Raw genomic sequence first — 17534 nt, 5'->3', positions numbered from 1 at the left:
TTGCTTGTCTGCCTCAACCTGCACCTTGGCGTCCTTGCCCGGGATCGCTGGCTTGCTTTCGGCGTCCGGTTTCTTCTCGGGTTGCTTGTCCGCTTCAACCTGCACCTTGGCGTCCTTGCCCCCAATCACCGGGTTGCTCCCTGGTAGCGGCCTGGTCTCAGAAGGCTTATCAGCAGCGGGCTGGGCGTCAGGCGATTTTGTTTTGCCAGACAAAACATCTCGCATGGCCTTGAATAGAAGCTCAAACATATCAAGCAATTTTGAAAGAGCATCCGTACCAACGGTTGCGCTGTCCCGCCCGACCTCAACATTCCGGATTTGCTCGGGAAAAACTTTCGGGTTATGGCCAAGTAACTTACTCGCATCACTACCACCAAGTGGAGTAGGCATCGGTGCAGGCAGATCAACTTGACGATTACCGAGATTAACGCTCGGAGGATTATTAACAGATAGATAAGACATTAGTCATTCCTCTTCTCAGAACAGCACCAGGGTATTCAAATACCCAGAACGAACACTATTTACTTACGACCTGAAGCGGCAGCAACCGAATCAAAGTCACTGGTTTCGTGGGGCAAAAAGCGTTCGAGTTCCAGAAATCGTCAAAAACATAAGGACACCAATAGAAAACTTCGGATTTTTACCTATGGACTTCTACAGAACACCGGTTCTCCAGGCCTTTCCTTGAAAGAAATAACGTCACACCCATTAATAAACTGCCTTAATGAAAAAAAACGTCATCATTGCTTGCCCCCTTGCGACACGCCTCATGATATCTCCCGCGCAAACAATACAGTTGTTACTCCCGGAAAAACCTAAAAACAAAACCTCCTCTACAACATCCAATTCTGCATAAAAACAAAAACAAGTTACACATACCTGCTAGTACAAAAAAATAAAACACCACGCCTCAACTAGTCATAACTATCACTGCCACCCGTTAAACCACCTACGTTTCCCTCAGTGCCTTAAACAAAAAAAGGGCGCCAGAGGCGCCCTTTTTCAAAGTGATGACAATTTTAAAAACATGCACTCAGTGTTGCAGAGCCGGCTTCTGCACCCCATTGATCGGGATGCGTTTGGCTTTCGCTTCTTCCGGCACAACTCGCAATAGATCGACACTCAGTAACCCGTTATTCAGGTCAGCGGCCTTGATCTCAATATGGTCCGCCAGGCGGAACGACAATTTGAAAGCCCGCTGGGCAATGCCTTGATGCAGATAGGTGACGCTCTCGGTCTTGGTGTCGCGCTTGCCGCCACTGACGGTCAAGACGCCTTTCTCCACCTGCAATTCCAGATCGTCTTCCTGGAAACCAGCGGCCGCAATGACAATGCGATAGTGGTCTTCGCCGTGCTTCTCGACGTTATAGGGAGGGTAACTGCTGCCAGGCTCATTGCGCAGTGCGGTCTCGAACAGGTCGTTGAAACGATCGAAACCCACGGAAGAGCGGAACAGCGGCGCCAGGGAAAATGCGGTACTCATGGTCAAATCTCCTGAAATATCAGCAAGGTTTTTTATCTCCACGACCCGAATTCGGCATCGTGTAATCCCTAGATAAGGCCCGCTGATTGCATTTCAAGAGACATTTTCAAGAAACTTTCAGACCGCTTGCGGATGGGGCATCCCCAGCAAGCGGCTGACTTGCTCCAGATCGGTTTCACGCCGCAAGGCTGTGAACAGCTCAACGGCTTGCGGGTAATTACGCGTCAACATGGCCAGCCATTGCTTCAGTCGGCCAGGCGCCTGGCGCTCAGTCAACTGCGCCACCGATTGCGTCCAGAACTCCTGGAGCATGGGCTGCATCTGCTCCCAAGTCATCTCGACCACTTCTTCGCCAGCCCGCGCGGCCGCGATTTGCCGGGCCAGGTCGGGCCGTGCAACCAGGCCGCGACCGAGCATGATGTCTTCGACACCGCTGATTTCCCGGCAGCGCCGCCAGTCATCAACACTCCAGATATCGCCGTTGGCGAACACCGGCACCTTGACCACGTCCTGCACACGCGGGATCCACTCCCAATGGGCTGGCGGCTTGTAGCCATCAGCCTTGGTCCGTGCATGCACCACAATGTGCGCTGCACCGCCTTCGGCCAGGGCCGTGGCGCACACCAGCGCGCCGTCCGGGCTGTCGAAGCCCAGGCGCATCTTGGCGGTCACCGGGATATGCGCTGGCACAGCGCGGCGCACGTGTTCGACGATCTGGTTGAGCAGTTCCGGCTCTTTGAGCAGCACCGCGCCACCGCGGGACTTGTTGACGGTCTTGGCCGGGCAGCCGAAGTTCAGGTCGATCACTTCAGAACCCAGCTCACAGGCCAACGCGGCGTTTTCCGCCAGGCACACGGGGTCGGAGCCCAGCAACTGCACGCGCAATGGCACGCCCGCAGCGGTCTTGGCACCGTGCAACAGTTCAGGAGCAAGCTTGTGGAAATAGGCAGGGGTCAGCAGGCGGTCGTTGACCCGGATAAATTCGGTCACGCACCAATCGATACCGCCCACCTGGGTCAGCACGTCCCGCAGGATGTTGTCGACCAACCCCTCCATGGGTGCCAAAGCAATTTGCATGGAAAACACTCAACGAAAAACGTGGCGCAGTTTACTGGGTTTCCCACAGCAACCGTTAACCCTACCGCCCCCTGTAGGAGCGAGCTTGCTCGCGATGAACGTCAACGATAACGCGGGGAACCTGATACCCGTGGCGTACTCACGCTCTTCGCGAGCAAGCTCGCTCCTACATGGACAATGCCGTAAGCGCCACGCCATAGCCCTCGATAAACTCCGCCGGCATGCGCTTGGGCTTACCGCTGGAGAGTTCGATACAGACAAAGGTGGTTTGCGCACGCAACAAGGTGGTGCCATCGCTGGGGCGCATCAGTTGGAAGTGCCGGGTCATTTTCAGGCGCTGGTCCCAATCGACGATCCAGGTTGCCAGTTGCAGCTCATCGCCTTCGTAGCCGGCCGCCAGGTAATCGATTTCGTGGCGCACCACTGCCATGGCCCGGTCCAGGCGCCGGTACTCGGTGAGGTCCAGGCCCAGGCGCTGGGAATGGCGCCAGGCGCAACGCTCCAGCCACGACACATAGACAGCATTGTTGGCATGCCCCAGGCCATCGATGTCCTCAGGGGCCACCTGCAGATCAATGATAAACGGCTTTGCCAAGTCCCAGCCCATGCCCTGCTCCCGGTCGATTAGTGTCGGCGGGGAGCAGTGTAACCCATCGTTGCACTCAAGCGGTTTGCCGCGCCGGCTCACGACAGCCAGCCAGCAGCGCCAGCACGCCTTCGACCACTCGCGGGTCGGCCAGGACCTTCTGGTGCCCACCCTGCTCCAGGCGCAACAGGCGGCTGTCGAACCAGGCCTCGTGAATCATCTGCGAAGCTTTGACCGGGACGAAGGTATCGTCTTCGGCATGCACGATCAGCCCGGGGATATTCATTTGATAATGAGCCACATCCAGGTGCTTGAGCGGAATGCCCAGGGAATACTCGACCTCCTGGATAAACGCCGCACGCGCCCGCTCCGGCATGCCGACTACGCCAGCAAAGCCGCGCAATACATCCAGCAAGCGTGAAGGGGCAGCAATGCTCACCAGCGCATTGGTGCGCAGGCCCAGTTGGATGGCCAGCATCGCACTGGCGCCACCCATGGAGTGGCCAACCACCGCGTGCAAGGGTGGCAACTCAGCGGCAGCTTCCAGCATCGCCCGGGCAAACAGCACCACATGGGCTTCGCGGCCCGGCGAACGACCATGGGCCGGACCGTCAAGGGCAATCACCGAGTAACCCGCGCCCACCAGTGCATCGATCAGGCTGGCGAACTGGGTCGGACGCCCTTCCCAGCCATGCATCATCAGCACCGTCGGGCCCTGGCCCCAGCGCAGGGCCGACAGGCCAAAGCGCAAGGTAATGCGCTCGGCCTGCGCCAGCAGCGGCAACTCCCAATCCCTCGGCGGCAAGTCCCGCGGCGTCATGAAGGCGCGACGCATCTGATTGGCAATGGTCTGCGGCGCCAACCTGCCCAAGGTGCCATTGACGCGACGAATCCAGCTCAAGGTGCTCATCCATTCACTCCCCAGGCTCATGAGCCTTGTTCAGCGCACTGCCGACTTGGAGGCGCGCAATACACGATCCGACAATTCGCCAGGCCCCAAGGCCCGAGCCAAGGCCAGGCCACCAATCATCAAGGCCATGTCGGCCAGGGCCTTGTCGGTGTCTTCCGGGCTGGCGGCCAGTTGCGCAGCCATCAGTTCGACGTGCTGGTTGAGCACCTCGCGAAACTCATCCGGCAAGCGGCTCATCTCGCCGACCGTGGCCGGGATCGGGCAGGCCTGGGCGGTAGAATCACGGTGCTTGCGCGACAAGTAGAACGCCGCCACCAGGGCGCGCCGCTCTTCGCCTGTCAGGCTGGGATCCATGTCGTCGATAGACGCCCGACGCCGCGCCAATAGCTGCTCGAACGCCTCCAGCATCAAGGCGTCCTTGCTTTCAAAGTGGGCGTAGAAGCCACCCACGGTCAGCCCCGCGGCCCCCATGACTTCACCCACACTCGGTTCGGCCGGGCCACGCTGGATCAGCGCGGAACTGGCGGCCTGCAGAATACGTTCACGGGTTTGCGCTTTTTTATCGCTCATGACGGCCTCCGAATATTACGGTTAAAATATTATCTTCATAATACTTTTTAGCAAGCGGTGAATTCGACCGTTGGTCAGAAGAAGTTTTTTGAAGAGGGAGGGAGAAAACCCAAACGCCAGACAAACAAAAGGGCCATTCAATAATTGAATGACCCTTAAAAATCCCGCAGAGCGGGTAATCGTGGCGTCCCCTAGGGGACTCGAACCCCTGTTACCGCCGTGAAAGGGCGGTGTCCTAGGCCACTAGACGAAGGGGACACAAACCTTCTATACAACTGATCAGCGCTGAGAACTGATCGATTCAAGGACGGTGTGGCCAGACCTTGAACCTGTAAATTGGTGGAGCTAAACGGGATCGAACCGTTGACCTCTTGCATGCCATGCAAGCGCTCTCCCAGCTGAGCTATAGCCCCGGATTTTTCGCCTCGCGGCGCAGCAGACCTTTCGAGCTGCTTGTTGAAACTGGCGTCCCCTAGGGGACTCGAACCCCTGTTACCGCCGTGAAAGGGCGGTGTCCTAGGCCACTAGACGAAGGGGACAAAACCTTCTGTACAACTGATCAGCGCTGAGAACTGATCGATTCAAGGACGGTGTGGCCAGACCTTGAACCTGTAAATTGGTGGAGCTAAACGGGATCGAACCGTTGACCTCTTGCATGCCATGCAAGCGCTCTCCCAGCTGAGCTATAGCCCCTCATCGGTGAGGACGGGGCGAATCTTAATGGCGGTTTGGAAACGTGTCAAATTTATTTTCAACAATTTCCAAAGTTTTTTGCCGGGATAACAATCACTTACCGACGAAACCCCAGAAAACCGGGGTTTCGTCGCTGCAACAGGCTGTTTAAGCGATCGCGCCCAGCAGCTTTTCCCATTCCTTGTTTTCTTTCTTCGACACACCACCAAGCAAATCAAGGGCTTGGCGCAGACGGAAACGGGTCAGGTCAGGGCCAAGGATTTCCATCGCATCCAGTACCGACACCGAACTGGCTTGCCCGGTAATGGCGGCAAACATCAGCGGCATGGCATCGCGCAGCTTCAATTCCAGGGATTCGACCACGGCCTGGATGGTCGCGGTGATTGCATCCTTCTCCCACTGGCGCAGGCTTTCGAGCTTCCACAGGATCAACTGCATCAACTGGCGAACCTGGTCACCCGAGAGTTTCTTGGACTCGAACAGCTTGGCATCCGGGCTCAGGCCACCGGCAAAGAAGAAGCTGGCCAGCGGGGCGACCTGGCTGAACGTCTCCACCCTGCCCTGCACCAGCGGCGCGATCTTCATCATGTACTCGGGGTTCAACGCCCACTGCTGCACACGGCTGGCAAACTCTTGCACCGGCAGGTCACGCAGCCATTGGCCGTTGAGCCACGACAGCTTCTCGATATCGAAGATCGGCCCGCCCAGCGACACGCGCGAGAGGTCGAAGTTATCGACCATTTCCTGCAACGAGAACTTCTCGCGCTCGTCCGGCATCGACCAGCCCATGCGGCCCAGGTAGTTGAGCATCGCTTCAGGCATAAAGCCCATGCGCTCGTAGAACGTCACCGAAGTCGGGTTCTTGCGCTTGGACAGCTTGCTCTTGTCCGGGTTACGCAGCAGCGGCATGTAGCACAGCTGCGGCTGTTCCCAACCGAAGTACTCGTAGAGCAGGATCAGTTTCGGTGCCGACGGCAGCCATTCTTCGCCGCGCAGCACGTGGGTGATGCCCATCAGGTGATCATCGACCACGTTGGCCAGGAAGTACGTCGGCAGGCCATCGGTCTTCATCAGCACTTGCATGTCCATGCGATCCCACGGGATCTCCACGTCGCCACGCAGCATGTCCGGCACCACGCACACGCCTTCGCTCGGCACTTTCATACGGATGACGTGAGGCTCGCCGGCAGCCAGGCGCTGGGCCACTTCTTCTTTGGACAGCAGCAGCGCGCGGCCGTCGTAGCGTGGGGTTTCGCCACGGGCCTGTTGCTCGGCGCGCATCTGGTCCAGTTCTTCGGCAGTGCAGAAGCACGGGAAGGCATGACCCATGTCGACCAGTTGCTGGGTGTACTTCTTGTAGATGTCGCTGCGCTCGCTCTGGCGATAAGGGCCGTGTGGGCCGCCCACATCCGGGCCTTCAGCCCAGGTAATGCCCAACCAGCGCAGGGCATCGAAAATCTGCTGTTCCGACTCACGGGTCGAACGTACCTGGTCCGTGTCTTCGATCCGCAGGATGAATTCGCCGCCATGCTGCTTGGCAAAGCAGTAGTTGAACAAGGCGATGTAGGCAGTACCGACGTGGGGATCCCCAGTAGGCGATGGCGCGATGCGCGTGCGGACGGTGGTCATGGCGGGTCTCGAATGGGCAATAAAGCTGAAAATAAAACAAGGGGCGAATGGTAACAGCCCCAAGCCCCCCGGCTCCAGCGTAGGCCGATCAACAAAGGGCATATAAGCCAAGGTTGGGGCTGCAACCACGACATAGCTATTTGCCAGATCGTTAGCTGGCTATATTCCATTACCTTTTGTAACTGACACTGCGCCGCCATGCCTGCCCAACTCAAACGCCGCCTGTTTATCTTCCTGTTTATCGTCGCCCTGATCGCCGCGGGTTTCTTTGCCCACTGGTTCTTCAAGGGGCGCTTCTATGAAAGCACCGACAACGCCTACGTGCAGGGCGAGATAACGCGGATCTCCAGCCAGCTCGGCGCACGTATCGCCGAGGTCAAGGTGGGCGATAACGAGCATGTGGAAAAGGGCCAGTTGCTGGTCATCCTGGAACAGGACGACTTCTTGCTGGCCATCGACCGCGCCAACGCGACCCTTGCCACCCGTGAGGCCGAACGCTTGCAGGCCACGAGCAAGCTGACCCAGCAGGCCAGCCTGATCGCCGCCGCCGATGCCCAGGTGTCGTCCAGCCAGGCGACCCTGGGCCGCGCGCAGATCGACTTGTCCCGCGCGCAAACCCTGCGCAAACCCGGCTACGTCTCGGAAGAACGCGTCACCACCCTGTCCGCCGACAGCCATATCGCCCGCTCCCAAGTGGCCAAGGCCCAGGCCGACTTGCAAGGCCAGCGCCAGCAGGTCAGCGCCCTGAACGCCGAGATCAAGCGTCTCGACGCGCAGATCGCCAATGCCCGCGCCGATCTGGCCCAAGCCGAGCTGAACCTGACCCGCAGCGAAATCCACGCGCCCATCAGCGGCCTGATCGGCCAGCGCGCCGCGCGCAATGGCCAATATGTGCAGGCCGGCGCCTACCTGCTGTCCATCGTTCCCGACCAGGACATCTGGATCCAGGCCAACTTCAAGGAAACCCAGATCGGCCATATGGCCCCCGGGCAGTCGGCCGAACTGACCTTCGACGCCTACGGCGACACGCCCATCGAGGCCCGGGTCGACAGCCTGTTCGCGGCCTCCGGCGCGCAGTTCAGCCTGTTACCGCCAGACAATGCCACCGGCAACTTCACCAAAGTCGTACAACGGATCCCGGTAAAACTCACGTTTGCCGCCGACAACCCGCTGCAGGGCAAAATCCGCCCCGGCATGTCGGTCACCGTCAAAGTAAAGATCCAAGACCCTGACCATGGCCGGTGATCAACTGCTGCGCCCCGTCGGCGAACCGACCCGGCGCGACTGGATCGCGGTGATGAGCGTGATGCTCGGCGCCTTTATGGCGGTGCTCGACATCCAGATCACCAACTCCTCGCTCAAAGATATCCAGGGCGCACTGTCGGCCACCCTGGAAGAAGGCTCATGGATTTCCACCTCCTACCTTGTCGCCGAAATCATCATGATCCCCCTCACCGCCTGGCTGGTGCAGTTGCTGTCGGCACGGCGCCTGGCGGTGTGGGTCTCGGTAGGTTTCCTGATCGCCTCGCTGATGTGCTCCATGGCCTGGAGCCTGGAAAGCATGATTGTGTTCCGCGCCCTGCAAGGCTTTACCGGCGGCGCGCTGATCCCGCTGGCCTTTACCCTGACCCTGATCAAACTCCCCGAACACCACCGCGCCAAGGGCATGGCAATGTTCGCCATGACGGCCACCTTCGCCCCCTCCATTGGCCCGACCATTGGCGGCTGGCTCACGGAGAACTGGGGCTGGGAATACATCTTCTATATCAACGTACCGCCAGGCCTGTTGATGATCGCCGGCCTGCTCTACGGCCTGGAGAAAAAGGCCGCGCACTGGGAGCTACTCAAAAGCACCGACTACATGGGCATCCTGACCCTGGCCGTGGGCCTCGGTTGTCTGCAGGTGTTTCTTGAAGAAGGGCATCGCAAGGACTGGCTGGAGTCGAGCCTGATTGTCAGCCTGGGCAGCATCGCGCTGTTGAGCCTGATTACCTTTGTCATCGTGCAGTTGTCCAAGCCCAACCCGCTGATCAACCTCGGGATCCTGGCCAACCGCAACTTCGGCCTGTCGAGTATTTCCAGCCTGGGCATGGGCGTAGGGCTGTATGGCTCGATCTACCTGCTGCCGCTGTACCTGGCGCAGATCCAGAACTACAACGCCCTGCAAATCGGCGAAGTGATCATGTGGATGGGCGTGCCGCAGCTGTTCCTGATCCCGCTGGTGCCGAAATTGATGAAGTACGTGTCGCCGAAATGGCTTTGCGCGGTGGGATTTGGCCTGTTTGGCTTTGCGAGTTTTTCCTCGGGCGTGCTCAATCCGGACTTTGCCGGCAGCCAGTTCAACCAGATCCAGATCATCCGCGCCCTTGGCCAGCCGCTGATCATGGTCACCATTTCGTTGATCGCCACGGCGTACATCCTGCCCCAGGACGCGGGCTCGGCGTCGAGCCTGTTCAACATCTTGCGCAACCTGGGCGGTGCCATCGGCATTGCGCTGCTGGCAACCCTGCTGGATGCGCGGACCAAGACCTACTTTGATTACTTGCGCGAGGCGATTGTGCCAACCAACCCGCAAGTAGCCGAGCGCATGGCAACGCTGACGCAGACATTTGGCAATGAAACGGCGGCACTGGCCAAGCTCAGCGAGATTGCGCATCAGCAGGCGCAGATCATGGCCTATAACGATGCGTTTCACTTTGTCGGGTTGGCGTTGGCGGTGAGTATGCTGGCGATCTTTTTGACCAAGGCGTTGCCGGCGGGGCTCAAGGCTGGGGAAGCCCATTAGACCGAGGCGCCGCCATCGCAGGCAAGCCCGCTCCCACATTCGGATATGTGAATACATTCAAATGTGGGAGCGGGCTTGCCTGCGATGAGGCCCCAACAGTCAGCACACATCAGACAGTCAGCAACCGCGCGCGCAACTTGCCAATCTCATCACGCATCTGCGCCGCCGCTTCAAACTCAAGATCGCGCGCCAACTGGTACATCTTCTCTTCCAACTGGCGAATGCGCTTGGTGATTTCGCTCGGTGAGCGCAATTCGTTTTCGTACTTGGCGCTTTCTTCGGCCGCCTTGGCCATGCCTTTGCGCTTCTTGCTGCGCGAGCCGGGCACGGTGGCGCCTTCCATGATGTCGGCCACGTCCTTGAACACACCTTTAGGGGTGATGCCATTGGCCAGGTTGAACGCAATCTGCTTGTCGCGGCGACGCTCGGTCTCACCGATAGCCCGCTCCATGGAGCCGGTGATGCGGTCTGCGTACAGAATCGCGCGGCCATTGAGGTTACGCGCGGCACGGCCGATGGTCTGGATCAGCGAGCGCTCGGAGCGTAGGAAACCTTCCTTGTCGGCATCGAGAATCGCCACCAGCGACACCTCGGGCATGTCCAGGCCTTCACGCAGCAGGTTGATCCCCACCAGCACATCAAAGGTACCCAGGCGCAGGTCACGGATGATTTCCACACGCTCCACCGTGTCAATGTCCGAGTGCAGGTAACGCACCCGCACGCCGTGGTCGGCCAGGTAATCGGTCAGGTCTTCGGACATGCGCTTGGTCAGCGTGGTGACCAGCACCCGCTCTTCGAGCGCCACGCGCTTGGTGATTTCCGACAGCAGGTCGTCGACCTGGGTCAGCGCCGGGCGGATTTCGATCTGCGGGTCAACCAGGCCGGTGGGGCGCACCAGTTGCTCGATCACCCGCCCAGCATGCTCGGCCTCGTAGTTGCCCGGCGTGGCGGATACAAAGATGGTCTGCGGGCTGATGCTTTCCCACTCGTCAAAGCGCATCGGCCGGTTATCCAGCGCCGAAGGCAGGCGGAAGCCGTATTCCACCAGGGTTTCCTTGCGCGAGCGGTCGCCTTTATACATGGCGCCGACTTGCGGCACGCTGACGTGGGATTCGTCGATCACCAACAAGGCGTCTGCCGGCAGGTAGTCGTAGAGCGTCGGCGGCGGTGCGCCGGACTCACGGCCCGACAGGTAGCGCGAATAGTTTTCGATGCCGTTGCAGTAACCCAGCTCCAGGATCATCTCCAGGTCAAAGCGCGTGCGCTGCTCCAGGCGCTGGGCTTCCACCAGCTTGTTATTGGAACGCAGGTATTCGAGGCGCTCGGCCAGCTCGACCTTGATCCCTTCCATGGCATCCAAAAGGGTCTCGCGCGGCGTCACATAGTGACTTTTTGGATAGAAGGTGAAACGCGGCAGCTTGCGGATCACTTCGCCGGTCAACGGATCGAAGGCCGACAGGCTCTCCACCTCATCATCGAACAGCTCGATACGAATCGCTTCCAGGTCCGATTCCGCCGGGTAAATATCGATCACATCGCCACGCACCCGGAAGGTCGCGCGGGCAAAGTCCATGTCGTTGCGGGTGTATTGCAAATCCGCCAGGCGGCGCAGCAAGGCGCGCTGGTCGAGTTTGTCGCCGCGATCGACGTGCAGCACCATCTTCAAATAGGTTTCCGGGCTGCCCAGGCCGTAGATGCACGAGACCGTGGTGACGATGATCGCGTCCTTGCGCTCCAGCAACGCCTTGGTCGCCGAGAGACGCATCTGCTCGATATGGTCGTTGATCGACGCATCCTTCTCGATAAACGTATCGGAGGACGGCACATAGGCTTCGGGCTGGTAGTAGTCGTAGTAGGAAACGAAGTACTCCACCGCATTGTTCGGGAAGAACGCCTTGAACTCACCGTACAACTGCGCGGCCAGGGTCTTGTTCGGTGCCAGCACCAGGGTCGGGCGATTGATCTGTGCGATCACATTGGCAATGCTGAAGGTCTTGCCTGAACCGGTCACCCCGAGCAGCGTCTGGTGCGCCAGGCCGGCCTCGATGCCTTCGACCATCAGGCGGATGGCCTCGGGCTGGTCGCCAGCAGGTTCAAAGCGGGTGACTAGTTGGAAATCCGACATAACGTACCTCTTGAAGTCACCCCAGACTGTAAACCCGTCGGGAACGAAAAAGACCACCGCCCGCAAAATTCCAGAGCGAGCCGTAGGAAAAAACCATGATAACTGTAGAAGTGGAGGTGAATGTGATGGGTTTCAAGGCAATCGTCCTACATGCCTGTGACCATCAATGTTGCAATAAGACTAACGGTCGATAAATAAACCGAAAAACTTGGCCGAAAAGCCGTTTCGGCTGTCGCCGCGAGCGGTGTTGGCCTCTATACTAGCTCCCCGTTTGTGCACCGCTCTAGTGCATTCGGCTGGAGCGCGACACGTCCCTCCATTCCCCCATAGAGCTGCCGCAAAAATGAGCCTGTTCTCCGCTGTCGAAATGGCACCACGCGATCCTATCCTGGGCCTCAACGAAGCATTCAACGCCGATACCCGAACTACCAAGGTCAACCTTGGCGTGGGCGTTTACTGCAACGAGGAGGGGAAAATTCCGCTCCTGCGTGCCGTTGCCGAAGCGGAAGCCATTCGTGTGGCGCAACACGCCGCCCGTGGCTACTTGCCGATTGATGGCATCGCCGCCTACGACCAGGCCGTGCAAAAGCTGCTGTTCGGCACCGACTCGCCGCTGCTCAGCGCTGGCCGCGTGATCACCGCCCAAGCGGTCGGCGGCACTGGCGCTTTGAAAATCGGCGCCGACTTCCTCAAGCAACTGCTGCCCAACGCCGTCGTCGCCATCAGCGACCCAAGCTGGGAAAACCACCGTGCCCTGTTTGAAAGTGCCGGTTTCCCGGTGCAGACCTATCGCTATTACGACGCCGCCACCCACGACGTGAACCGTGCCGGCCTGCTGGAAGACCTCAACGCCCTGCCCGCCCAGTCCATCGTCGTGCTGCACGCCTGCTGCCACAACCCGACTGGCGTCGACCTGAGCCCAGCCGACTGGAAAGACGTGCTGGAAGTGGTCAAGGCCAAGAACCTGGTGCCGTTCCTCGACATGGCCTACCAGGGCTTTGGCGACGGTATCGACGAAGACGCCGCTGCGGTGCGCCTGTTCGCCGAATCGGGCCTGACCTTCTTTGTGTCCAGCTCGTTCTCCAAATCGTTCTCGCTGTACGGCGAACGCGTCGGCGCGTTGTCCATCGTCAGCGAATCGAAAGAAGAAAGCGCGCGCATCCTGTCCCAGGTCAAGCGCGTGATCCGCACCAACTACTCCAACCCGCCGACCCACGGCGCAGCGATTGTAGCGGCGGTGCTCAACAGCCCGGAACTGCGCGCCCAGTGGGAAGCCGAACTGGCACAAATGCGCCTGCGCATCCGTGGCATGCGCGAGCAGATGGTCAACGAACTGGCCAAGGCTGCCCCAGGCCACGACTTCAGCTTCGTCGGTCGCCAGCGTGGGATGTTCTCCTACTCCGGCCTGACCGTAGAACAAGTCACCCGCCTGCGCAGCGAGTTCGGCATCTACGCCCTGGACACCGGCCGCATCTGCGTGGCGGCGTTGAACCAGGCGAACATCGGTGCAGTGACCAAGGCGATTGTGCAGGTGCTGTAAGCCTGATCGCGTAGTACGAAGGGGGAAGCCAATGGCTTCCCCTTTTTTGTGCCTTGCCCCTGTAGGAGCGAGCTTGTCTCCGGGCGGCGTTCCGACGAAAAACCTCAACAATAACGCGAGCCCCCTGAAGGAGCGCGGCGCCCTCACGCTCTTCGCGAGCAAGCTCGCTCCTACAAAAAGCTCAGCGCTGGCAAGGCAAGCCCCCTAGACTGAAGCACGACTGCCCTTTGCGATGAGACTTTTATGAGAAACGACGACCTGGACCTGCGTGCCGACCGCGACGAACTGGACCACTTCACCCCGCGCACGCCTCAAGCCAAGCGGCAAAAAAGCCTGGTCCTGCAAGTGGCCCTGGGCGTGTTCCTCGGCGGCCTGGCCTTGTGGCTGGTGCAACTGGGCGCCACGGCGCTGATGGCCAAACTGGCGATGGGCACCCTGCAATTTGGCGGCTGACACAGAACAAAGGTGGGCGGGATCACTCCTACAGTGTCCCCCGCTCTTCGAGCAACCGCACAAAACTGTCCAGGCTCTGCGACACCGTCCCTCGCCGCCAGATCAGCCAGGTGTCGAGCAGGCGGAACTCATCCGCCAGCGGCCACACGCTCACCGTGGTAAACCCCGGCATGCTCTCCAGCATGCTGCGTGGCATCAACGCCAACCCCGCGCCGGCACTGACACAGGCGAGCATGCCGTGGTACGACTCCATCTCGAAAATCTTGCCGGGCACCGATGCATCCTGGGAAAACCAGCGCTCAAAGTGGTGCCGATATGAGCAGTTGGAGCGAAAGGTATAGATGCTCTCCCCGTTCACATCCTGGCCACGGGTGATCGGCGCATGGTGTAGCGGCGCGATCACCACCATTTCTTCCTCAAACACCGCGACCCCTTCCAGGGTCGGGTGCAGCACCGGGCCATCGACAAACGCCGCCGCCAGGCGTCCCGACAGCACACCTTCGATCATCGTCCCCGATGGCCCGGTGGTCAGGTCCAGCTCCACCTTGGCGTGTTTCTGGTTATACGCCGCAAGCAACGCCGGGATACGCACAGCCGCGGTGCTTTCCAGCGAGCCCAGGGCAAACGGCCCCTGGGGCTCCTCCCCCGCCACGGTGGCGCGGGCCTCTTGCACCAGGTCGAGAATACGCCGCGCATAGCCGAGGAAATTCCAGCCGGCAGGCGACAGGCGCAGTCGACTTTTCTCACGGATAAACAGCTCGACGCCCAGATCCTGCTCCAGTTGCTTGATGCGCGTGGTCAGGTTCGACGGCACTCGATGAATCAACTGCGCGGCCGCACTGATGCTGCCTTGCTCGGCCACGGCCTTGAAAATCTCCAACTGCACCAGATCCAAATCATTCTCCAAACGTGAACGTATTGCTTAATATTATTCAGTTCCAGGAAAAGGTACAGCGCCGTACGCTGGGCACCTTCCCAAATACTGCGCAGGACGGTGCCATGAACGCCATTACTCACCAGACCCATGCCTTGTCGATCAACCCCGCCACTGGCGAAACCGTGGCCAGCTACCCGTACCAATCCGCCGCACAACTGGACGCCGCCCTCACCCGCGCCAGCAGGGCCTTTCGCAGCGGCCGCAACACCCCCGTGGCACAACGCGCCGAATTACTCCTGGCCCTGGCCAGCGCCCTGCGCGAACAAGCCGAAACGATGGCGCAAATGATCACCCTGGAAATGGGCAAGCCCATCGCCCAGGCCCGTGGCGAAATCGAAAAATGCGCCTTGCTGGCCGAGTGGTACGCCGCCCACGGCCCGGCCATGCTCGCCCCGGAACCGACGCTGGTAGACAACGGCCACGCCCAGATCGAATACCGTCCACTGGGCCCGATCCTCGCCGTGATGCCGTGGAACTTCCCGGTCTGGCAAGTGCTGCGCGGCGCCGTACCGACCATGCTCAGCGGCAACACCTACGTACTCAAACACGCGCCCAATGTGATGGGCAGTGCGTACCTGATGAAACAGGCCTTCGACAAAGCCGGTTTCGCCGAGGGCCTGTTCGAAGTGATCAACGTGACCGCCGACGGCGTATCCCAAGCCATCGCTGACCCACGCATCGCCGCCGTGACCCTCACCGGCAGCGTGCGCGCCGGCATCGCCATCGGCTCCCAGGCCGGCGCCGCGCTGAAAAAGTGTGTGCTCGAACTGGGCGGCTCCGACCCGTTCATCGTGCTCAACGACGCCGACCTCGATGCCGCCGTGCAAGCTGCCGTGATCGGACGCTTCCAGAACTCCGGCCAGGTCTGCGCCGCCGCCAAGCGCCTGATCATCGAGCAAGGCGTGGTCGAAGCCTTCACCGCCAAGTTCCTCGACGCCAGCCGCCAACTGGTGATGGGCGACCCGACCTCAAGCGACACGTACATCGGCCCCATGGCCCGTTTCGACTTGCGCGACGAGCTGCACGGCCAGGTCCGGGCGACCCTCGACGAAGGCGCCACCCTGCTGCTCGGCGGCCACCCCATCGGAGGCGCGGGCAACTACTACGCACCCACCGTCCTGGCCAACGTCACCGACCAGATGACCTCGTTCAAACAGGAACTGTTCGGCCCCGTGGCCTCGATCATCACCGCGCGCGACGCCGAACACGCCGTGGCCCTGGCCAACGACAGCGAATTCGGCCTCACCGCCAGCCTCTTCACCGCCGACCCGCAAAAGGCACGCCGCATCGCCAACCAACTGGAAACCGGCGGCATCTTTATCAACGCCTACAGCGTGTCCGACCCTCGGGTGGCGTTTGGCGGGGTGAAAAAGAGTGGGTTTGGCCGTGAGTTGTCGCACTTCGGCGTGCGAGAGTTCTGCAACGCGCAAACGGTATGGGTCGATCGCACGTAATCCGACGAGATTCCTCGCCGTCCCCCAGCGTGATCGGGATATGATCAGGGCGTTTTTGACCCGGACCGCCCTGACCTATGCACGTCGACCTACAAGCGCTGTATCCCAAACTGATCCACCTGATGCTGGACACGGTTTTCGTGGTCGACCGGGACAACCAGATTGCATTTGTCAGTGATGCCTGCGAGACGCTGCTCGGTTATCGACCCGAAGAGCTGACCGGAACCCTGATCACCGACTACATGCACCCTGAAGACCTGACGGCCACCCGGGCCTCGATTATCCGGGTGATGAACGGCCAGCCCCATGTGGACTTTCGCAACCGCTACATCCGCAAGGATGGTGGGGTGGTGCATATCCTGTGGGCAGCTTTCTGGTCCGAGGACGTCGGCGCGCGGATCGGCGTGGCACGGGACATAACGGCCCTCACCCAGGCCGAGACAGAACTGCGCTTCCTCGCCCATCACGACCCGCTGACCGCCCTGACCAACCGCTCGCTGTTCAGCGATCGCCTGGACTCGGCCCTGCATCGGGCACGCCGCCACAGCAGCAGCCTGGCGTTGCTGTTCCTCGACCTCAACGACTTCAAAGGTATCAACGACGGTTACGGGCATGCCGCCGGCGACCGCGTACTGTGTGAAATTGCCCGGCGCCTGGAAGGTTGCGTGCGCGAAACCGACACCGTCGCGCGCATGGGTGGTGATGAATTTACCGTGCTGCTGACAGACCTGCAGTCAGAAGACGCCGTGACCGAAAAAGTGCAACAGATCCTTGCTGTCATGGCCGCCCCCCTGGGTGCTGAATTTGGCGGGGTAACCATGCCGTCATGCAGCATCGGCGTAGCGTTGTACCCCGCCGATGGCGAAGACGCCGACACCCTGCTCAGCCATGCCGATGGTGATATGTACCGGGTGAAAAAACTGCACCGTGCGGCGGGGTGAGGTAAAAGCCCCGATCTCATCCGCCCCAGAGAACTCTACTCGTGGCCAATTCCCCCACTGATCACCGCAGCAGCACCTGGTCGGTTTTCCTGATCTTCCTGCGCCTGGGCCTGACCTCCTTCGGCGGCCCCGTCGCGCACCTGGGTTACTTTCACGCCGAGTTCGTCACCCGGCGCCGCTGGCTGACCGAGCGCAGTTACGCAGACCTGGTCGCCCTCTGCCAGTTCCTCCCCGGCCCGGCCAGCAGCCAGGTCGGCATCGCTCTGGGCCTGGCACGCGCGGGCTACGGCGGCGCAGTCGCGGCCTGGGTCGGTTTTACCTTGCCGTCGGCCTTGCTCCTGATCCTGTTTG

The 17534-nt window shown here is 60.3% G+C and carries 15 protein-coding genes, 4 tRNA genes and 1 pseudogene; 7 read left to right on the top strand and 13 right to left on the bottom strand.

The features are described 5' to 3' along the window. The 11 genes and pseudogenes from BFQ03_RS29625 to gltX form a co-directional block, all read right to left on the bottom strand. Window positions 1-462 (bottom strand): annotated as a pseudogene (locus tag BFQ03_RS29625) (hypothetical protein); the annotation flags it as partial. 571 nt (window positions 463-1033) lie between these two features. After that, window positions 1034-1483 (bottom strand): Hsp20 family protein, encoded by a 450-nt coding sequence (locus BFQ03_RS05370; RefSeq protein WP_032859450.1) that lies wholly within the window; start codon window positions 1481-1483, stop codon window positions 1034-1036. A gap of 117 nt (window positions 1484-1600) precedes the next feature. Next, window positions 1601-2560, bottom strand: coding sequence for a tRNA dihydrouridine synthase (locus tag BFQ03_RS05365; RefSeq protein ID WP_032859448.1), 960 nt, complete (start codon window positions 2558-2560; stop codon window positions 1601-1603). Between the two features lie 166 nt (window positions 2561-2726). Then, window positions 2727-3167, bottom strand: a complete 441-nt coding sequence (locus BFQ03_RS05360) for an acyl-CoA thioesterase (protein WP_032859447.1) — start codon at window positions 3165-3167, stop codon at window positions 2727-2729. 55 nt (window positions 3168-3222) lie between these two features. After that, window positions 3223-4056: an alpha/beta hydrolase gene (locus BFQ03_RS05355; protein WP_032859445.1), complete on the bottom strand. Its 834-nt coding sequence runs from the start codon at window positions 4054-4056 to the stop codon at window positions 3223-3225. A gap of 30 nt (window positions 4057-4086) precedes the next feature. Further along, window positions 4087-4626 carry a TetR/AcrR family transcriptional regulator gene (locus BFQ03_RS05350; protein WP_032859442.1) on the bottom strand — a complete coding sequence of 180 codons (540 nt, stop codon included), beginning with the start codon at window positions 4624-4626 and terminating at the stop codon, window positions 4087-4089. A gap of 182 nt (window positions 4627-4808) precedes the next feature. After that, window positions 4809-4884 (bottom strand) — tRNA-Glu (locus BFQ03_RS05345). A gap of 79 nt (window positions 4885-4963) precedes the next feature. Continuing rightward, window positions 4964-5039: transfer RNA gene (locus BFQ03_RS05340), tRNA-Ala, on the bottom strand. 50 nt (window positions 5040-5089) lie between these two features. After that, window positions 5090-5165, bottom strand: a tRNA-Glu gene (locus BFQ03_RS05335). A gap of 78 nt (window positions 5166-5243) precedes the next feature. Further along, window positions 5244-5319: transfer RNA gene (locus BFQ03_RS05330), tRNA-Ala, on the bottom strand. Window positions 5320-5466: 147 nt separating this feature from the next. Further along, window positions 5467-6948 (bottom strand): glutamate--tRNA ligase, encoded by a 1482-nt coding sequence (gene gltX, locus BFQ03_RS05325; RefSeq protein ID WP_065942641.1) that lies wholly within the window; start codon window positions 6946-6948, stop codon window positions 5467-5469. A gap of 198 nt (window positions 6949-7146) precedes the next feature. On the opposite strand from gltX, the gene BFQ03_RS05320 reads away from it, so the two are divergent. Next, the gene (locus tag BFQ03_RS05320; protein WP_032859438.1) at window positions 7147-8193 is read left to right on the top strand and encodes an HlyD family secretion protein; all 1047 of its coding nucleotides are present in this window, start codon (window positions 7147-7149) and stop codon (window positions 8191-8193) included. Between the two features lie 49 nt (window positions 8194-8242). Then, window positions 8243-9733, top strand: coding sequence for an MDR family MFS transporter (locus BFQ03_RS05315; RefSeq protein WP_169851778.1), 1491 nt, complete (start codon window positions 8243-8245; stop codon window positions 9731-9733). Window positions 9734-9842: 109 nt separating this feature from the next. On the opposite strand, the gene uvrB is transcribed toward BFQ03_RS05315, so the two are convergent. Next, window positions 9843-11858: an excinuclease ABC subunit UvrB gene (gene uvrB, locus BFQ03_RS05310; RefSeq protein ID WP_032859436.1), complete on the bottom strand. Its 2016-nt coding sequence runs from the start codon at window positions 11856-11858 to the stop codon at window positions 9843-9845. Between the two features lie 343 nt (window positions 11859-12201). Here uvrB and BFQ03_RS05305 point away from each other — a divergent pair, with 343 nt between their 5' ends. Then, entirely contained in the window at window positions 12202-13398 is a 1197-nt protein-coding gene (locus tag BFQ03_RS05305) for an amino acid aminotransferase (RefSeq protein ID WP_032859434.1), read from the top strand. Window positions 13399-13641: 243 nt separating this feature from the next. Further along, window positions 13642-13851 carry a hypothetical protein gene (locus BFQ03_RS05300; protein ID WP_029294097.1) on the top strand — a complete coding sequence of 70 codons (210 nt, stop codon included), beginning with the start codon at window positions 13642-13644 and terminating at the stop codon, window positions 13849-13851. Window positions 13852-13879: 28 nt separating this feature from the next. Here the strand turns inward: BFQ03_RS05300 and BFQ03_RS05295 are convergent, their stop codons facing one another. Then, entirely contained in the window at window positions 13880-14746 is an 867-nt protein-coding gene (locus BFQ03_RS05295) for a putrescine utilization regulator PtrR (protein ID WP_065942640.1), read from the bottom strand. A gap of 104 nt (window positions 14747-14850) precedes the next feature. Here BFQ03_RS05295 and BFQ03_RS05290 point away from each other — a divergent pair, with 104 nt between their 5' ends. From BFQ03_RS05290 to BFQ03_RS05280, 3 genes are all read left to right on the top strand, one after another. Continuing rightward, window positions 14851-16242 carry an aldehyde dehydrogenase family protein gene (locus BFQ03_RS05290; RefSeq protein WP_065942639.1) on the top strand — a complete coding sequence of 464 codons (1392 nt, stop codon included), beginning with the start codon at window positions 14851-14853 and terminating at the stop codon, window positions 16240-16242. 77 nt (window positions 16243-16319) lie between these two features. Continuing rightward, complete coding sequence (locus BFQ03_RS30985) at window positions 16320-17183, top strand: GGDEF domain-containing protein (protein ID WP_065942638.1); 864 nt, start codon at window positions 16320-16322, stop codon at window positions 17181-17183. A 41-nt stretch (window positions 17184-17224) separates the two neighbouring features. Next, the coding region (locus BFQ03_RS05280) for a chromate transporter (protein WP_139115647.1) at window positions 17225-17534 on the top strand (310 nt) is incomplete at its 3' end.

It is taken from the genome of Pseudomonas sp. 25 R 14 (assembly GCF_900004755.1).
In the GTDB taxonomy this organism is placed as follows: domain Bacteria; phylum Pseudomonadota; class Gammaproteobacteria; order Pseudomonadales; family Pseudomonadaceae; genus Aquipseudomonas; species Aquipseudomonas brenneri.
The sequence above is the reverse complement of the archived record's forward strand: the minus strand, read 5'-3'. Positions and strand labels throughout refer to the sequence as shown.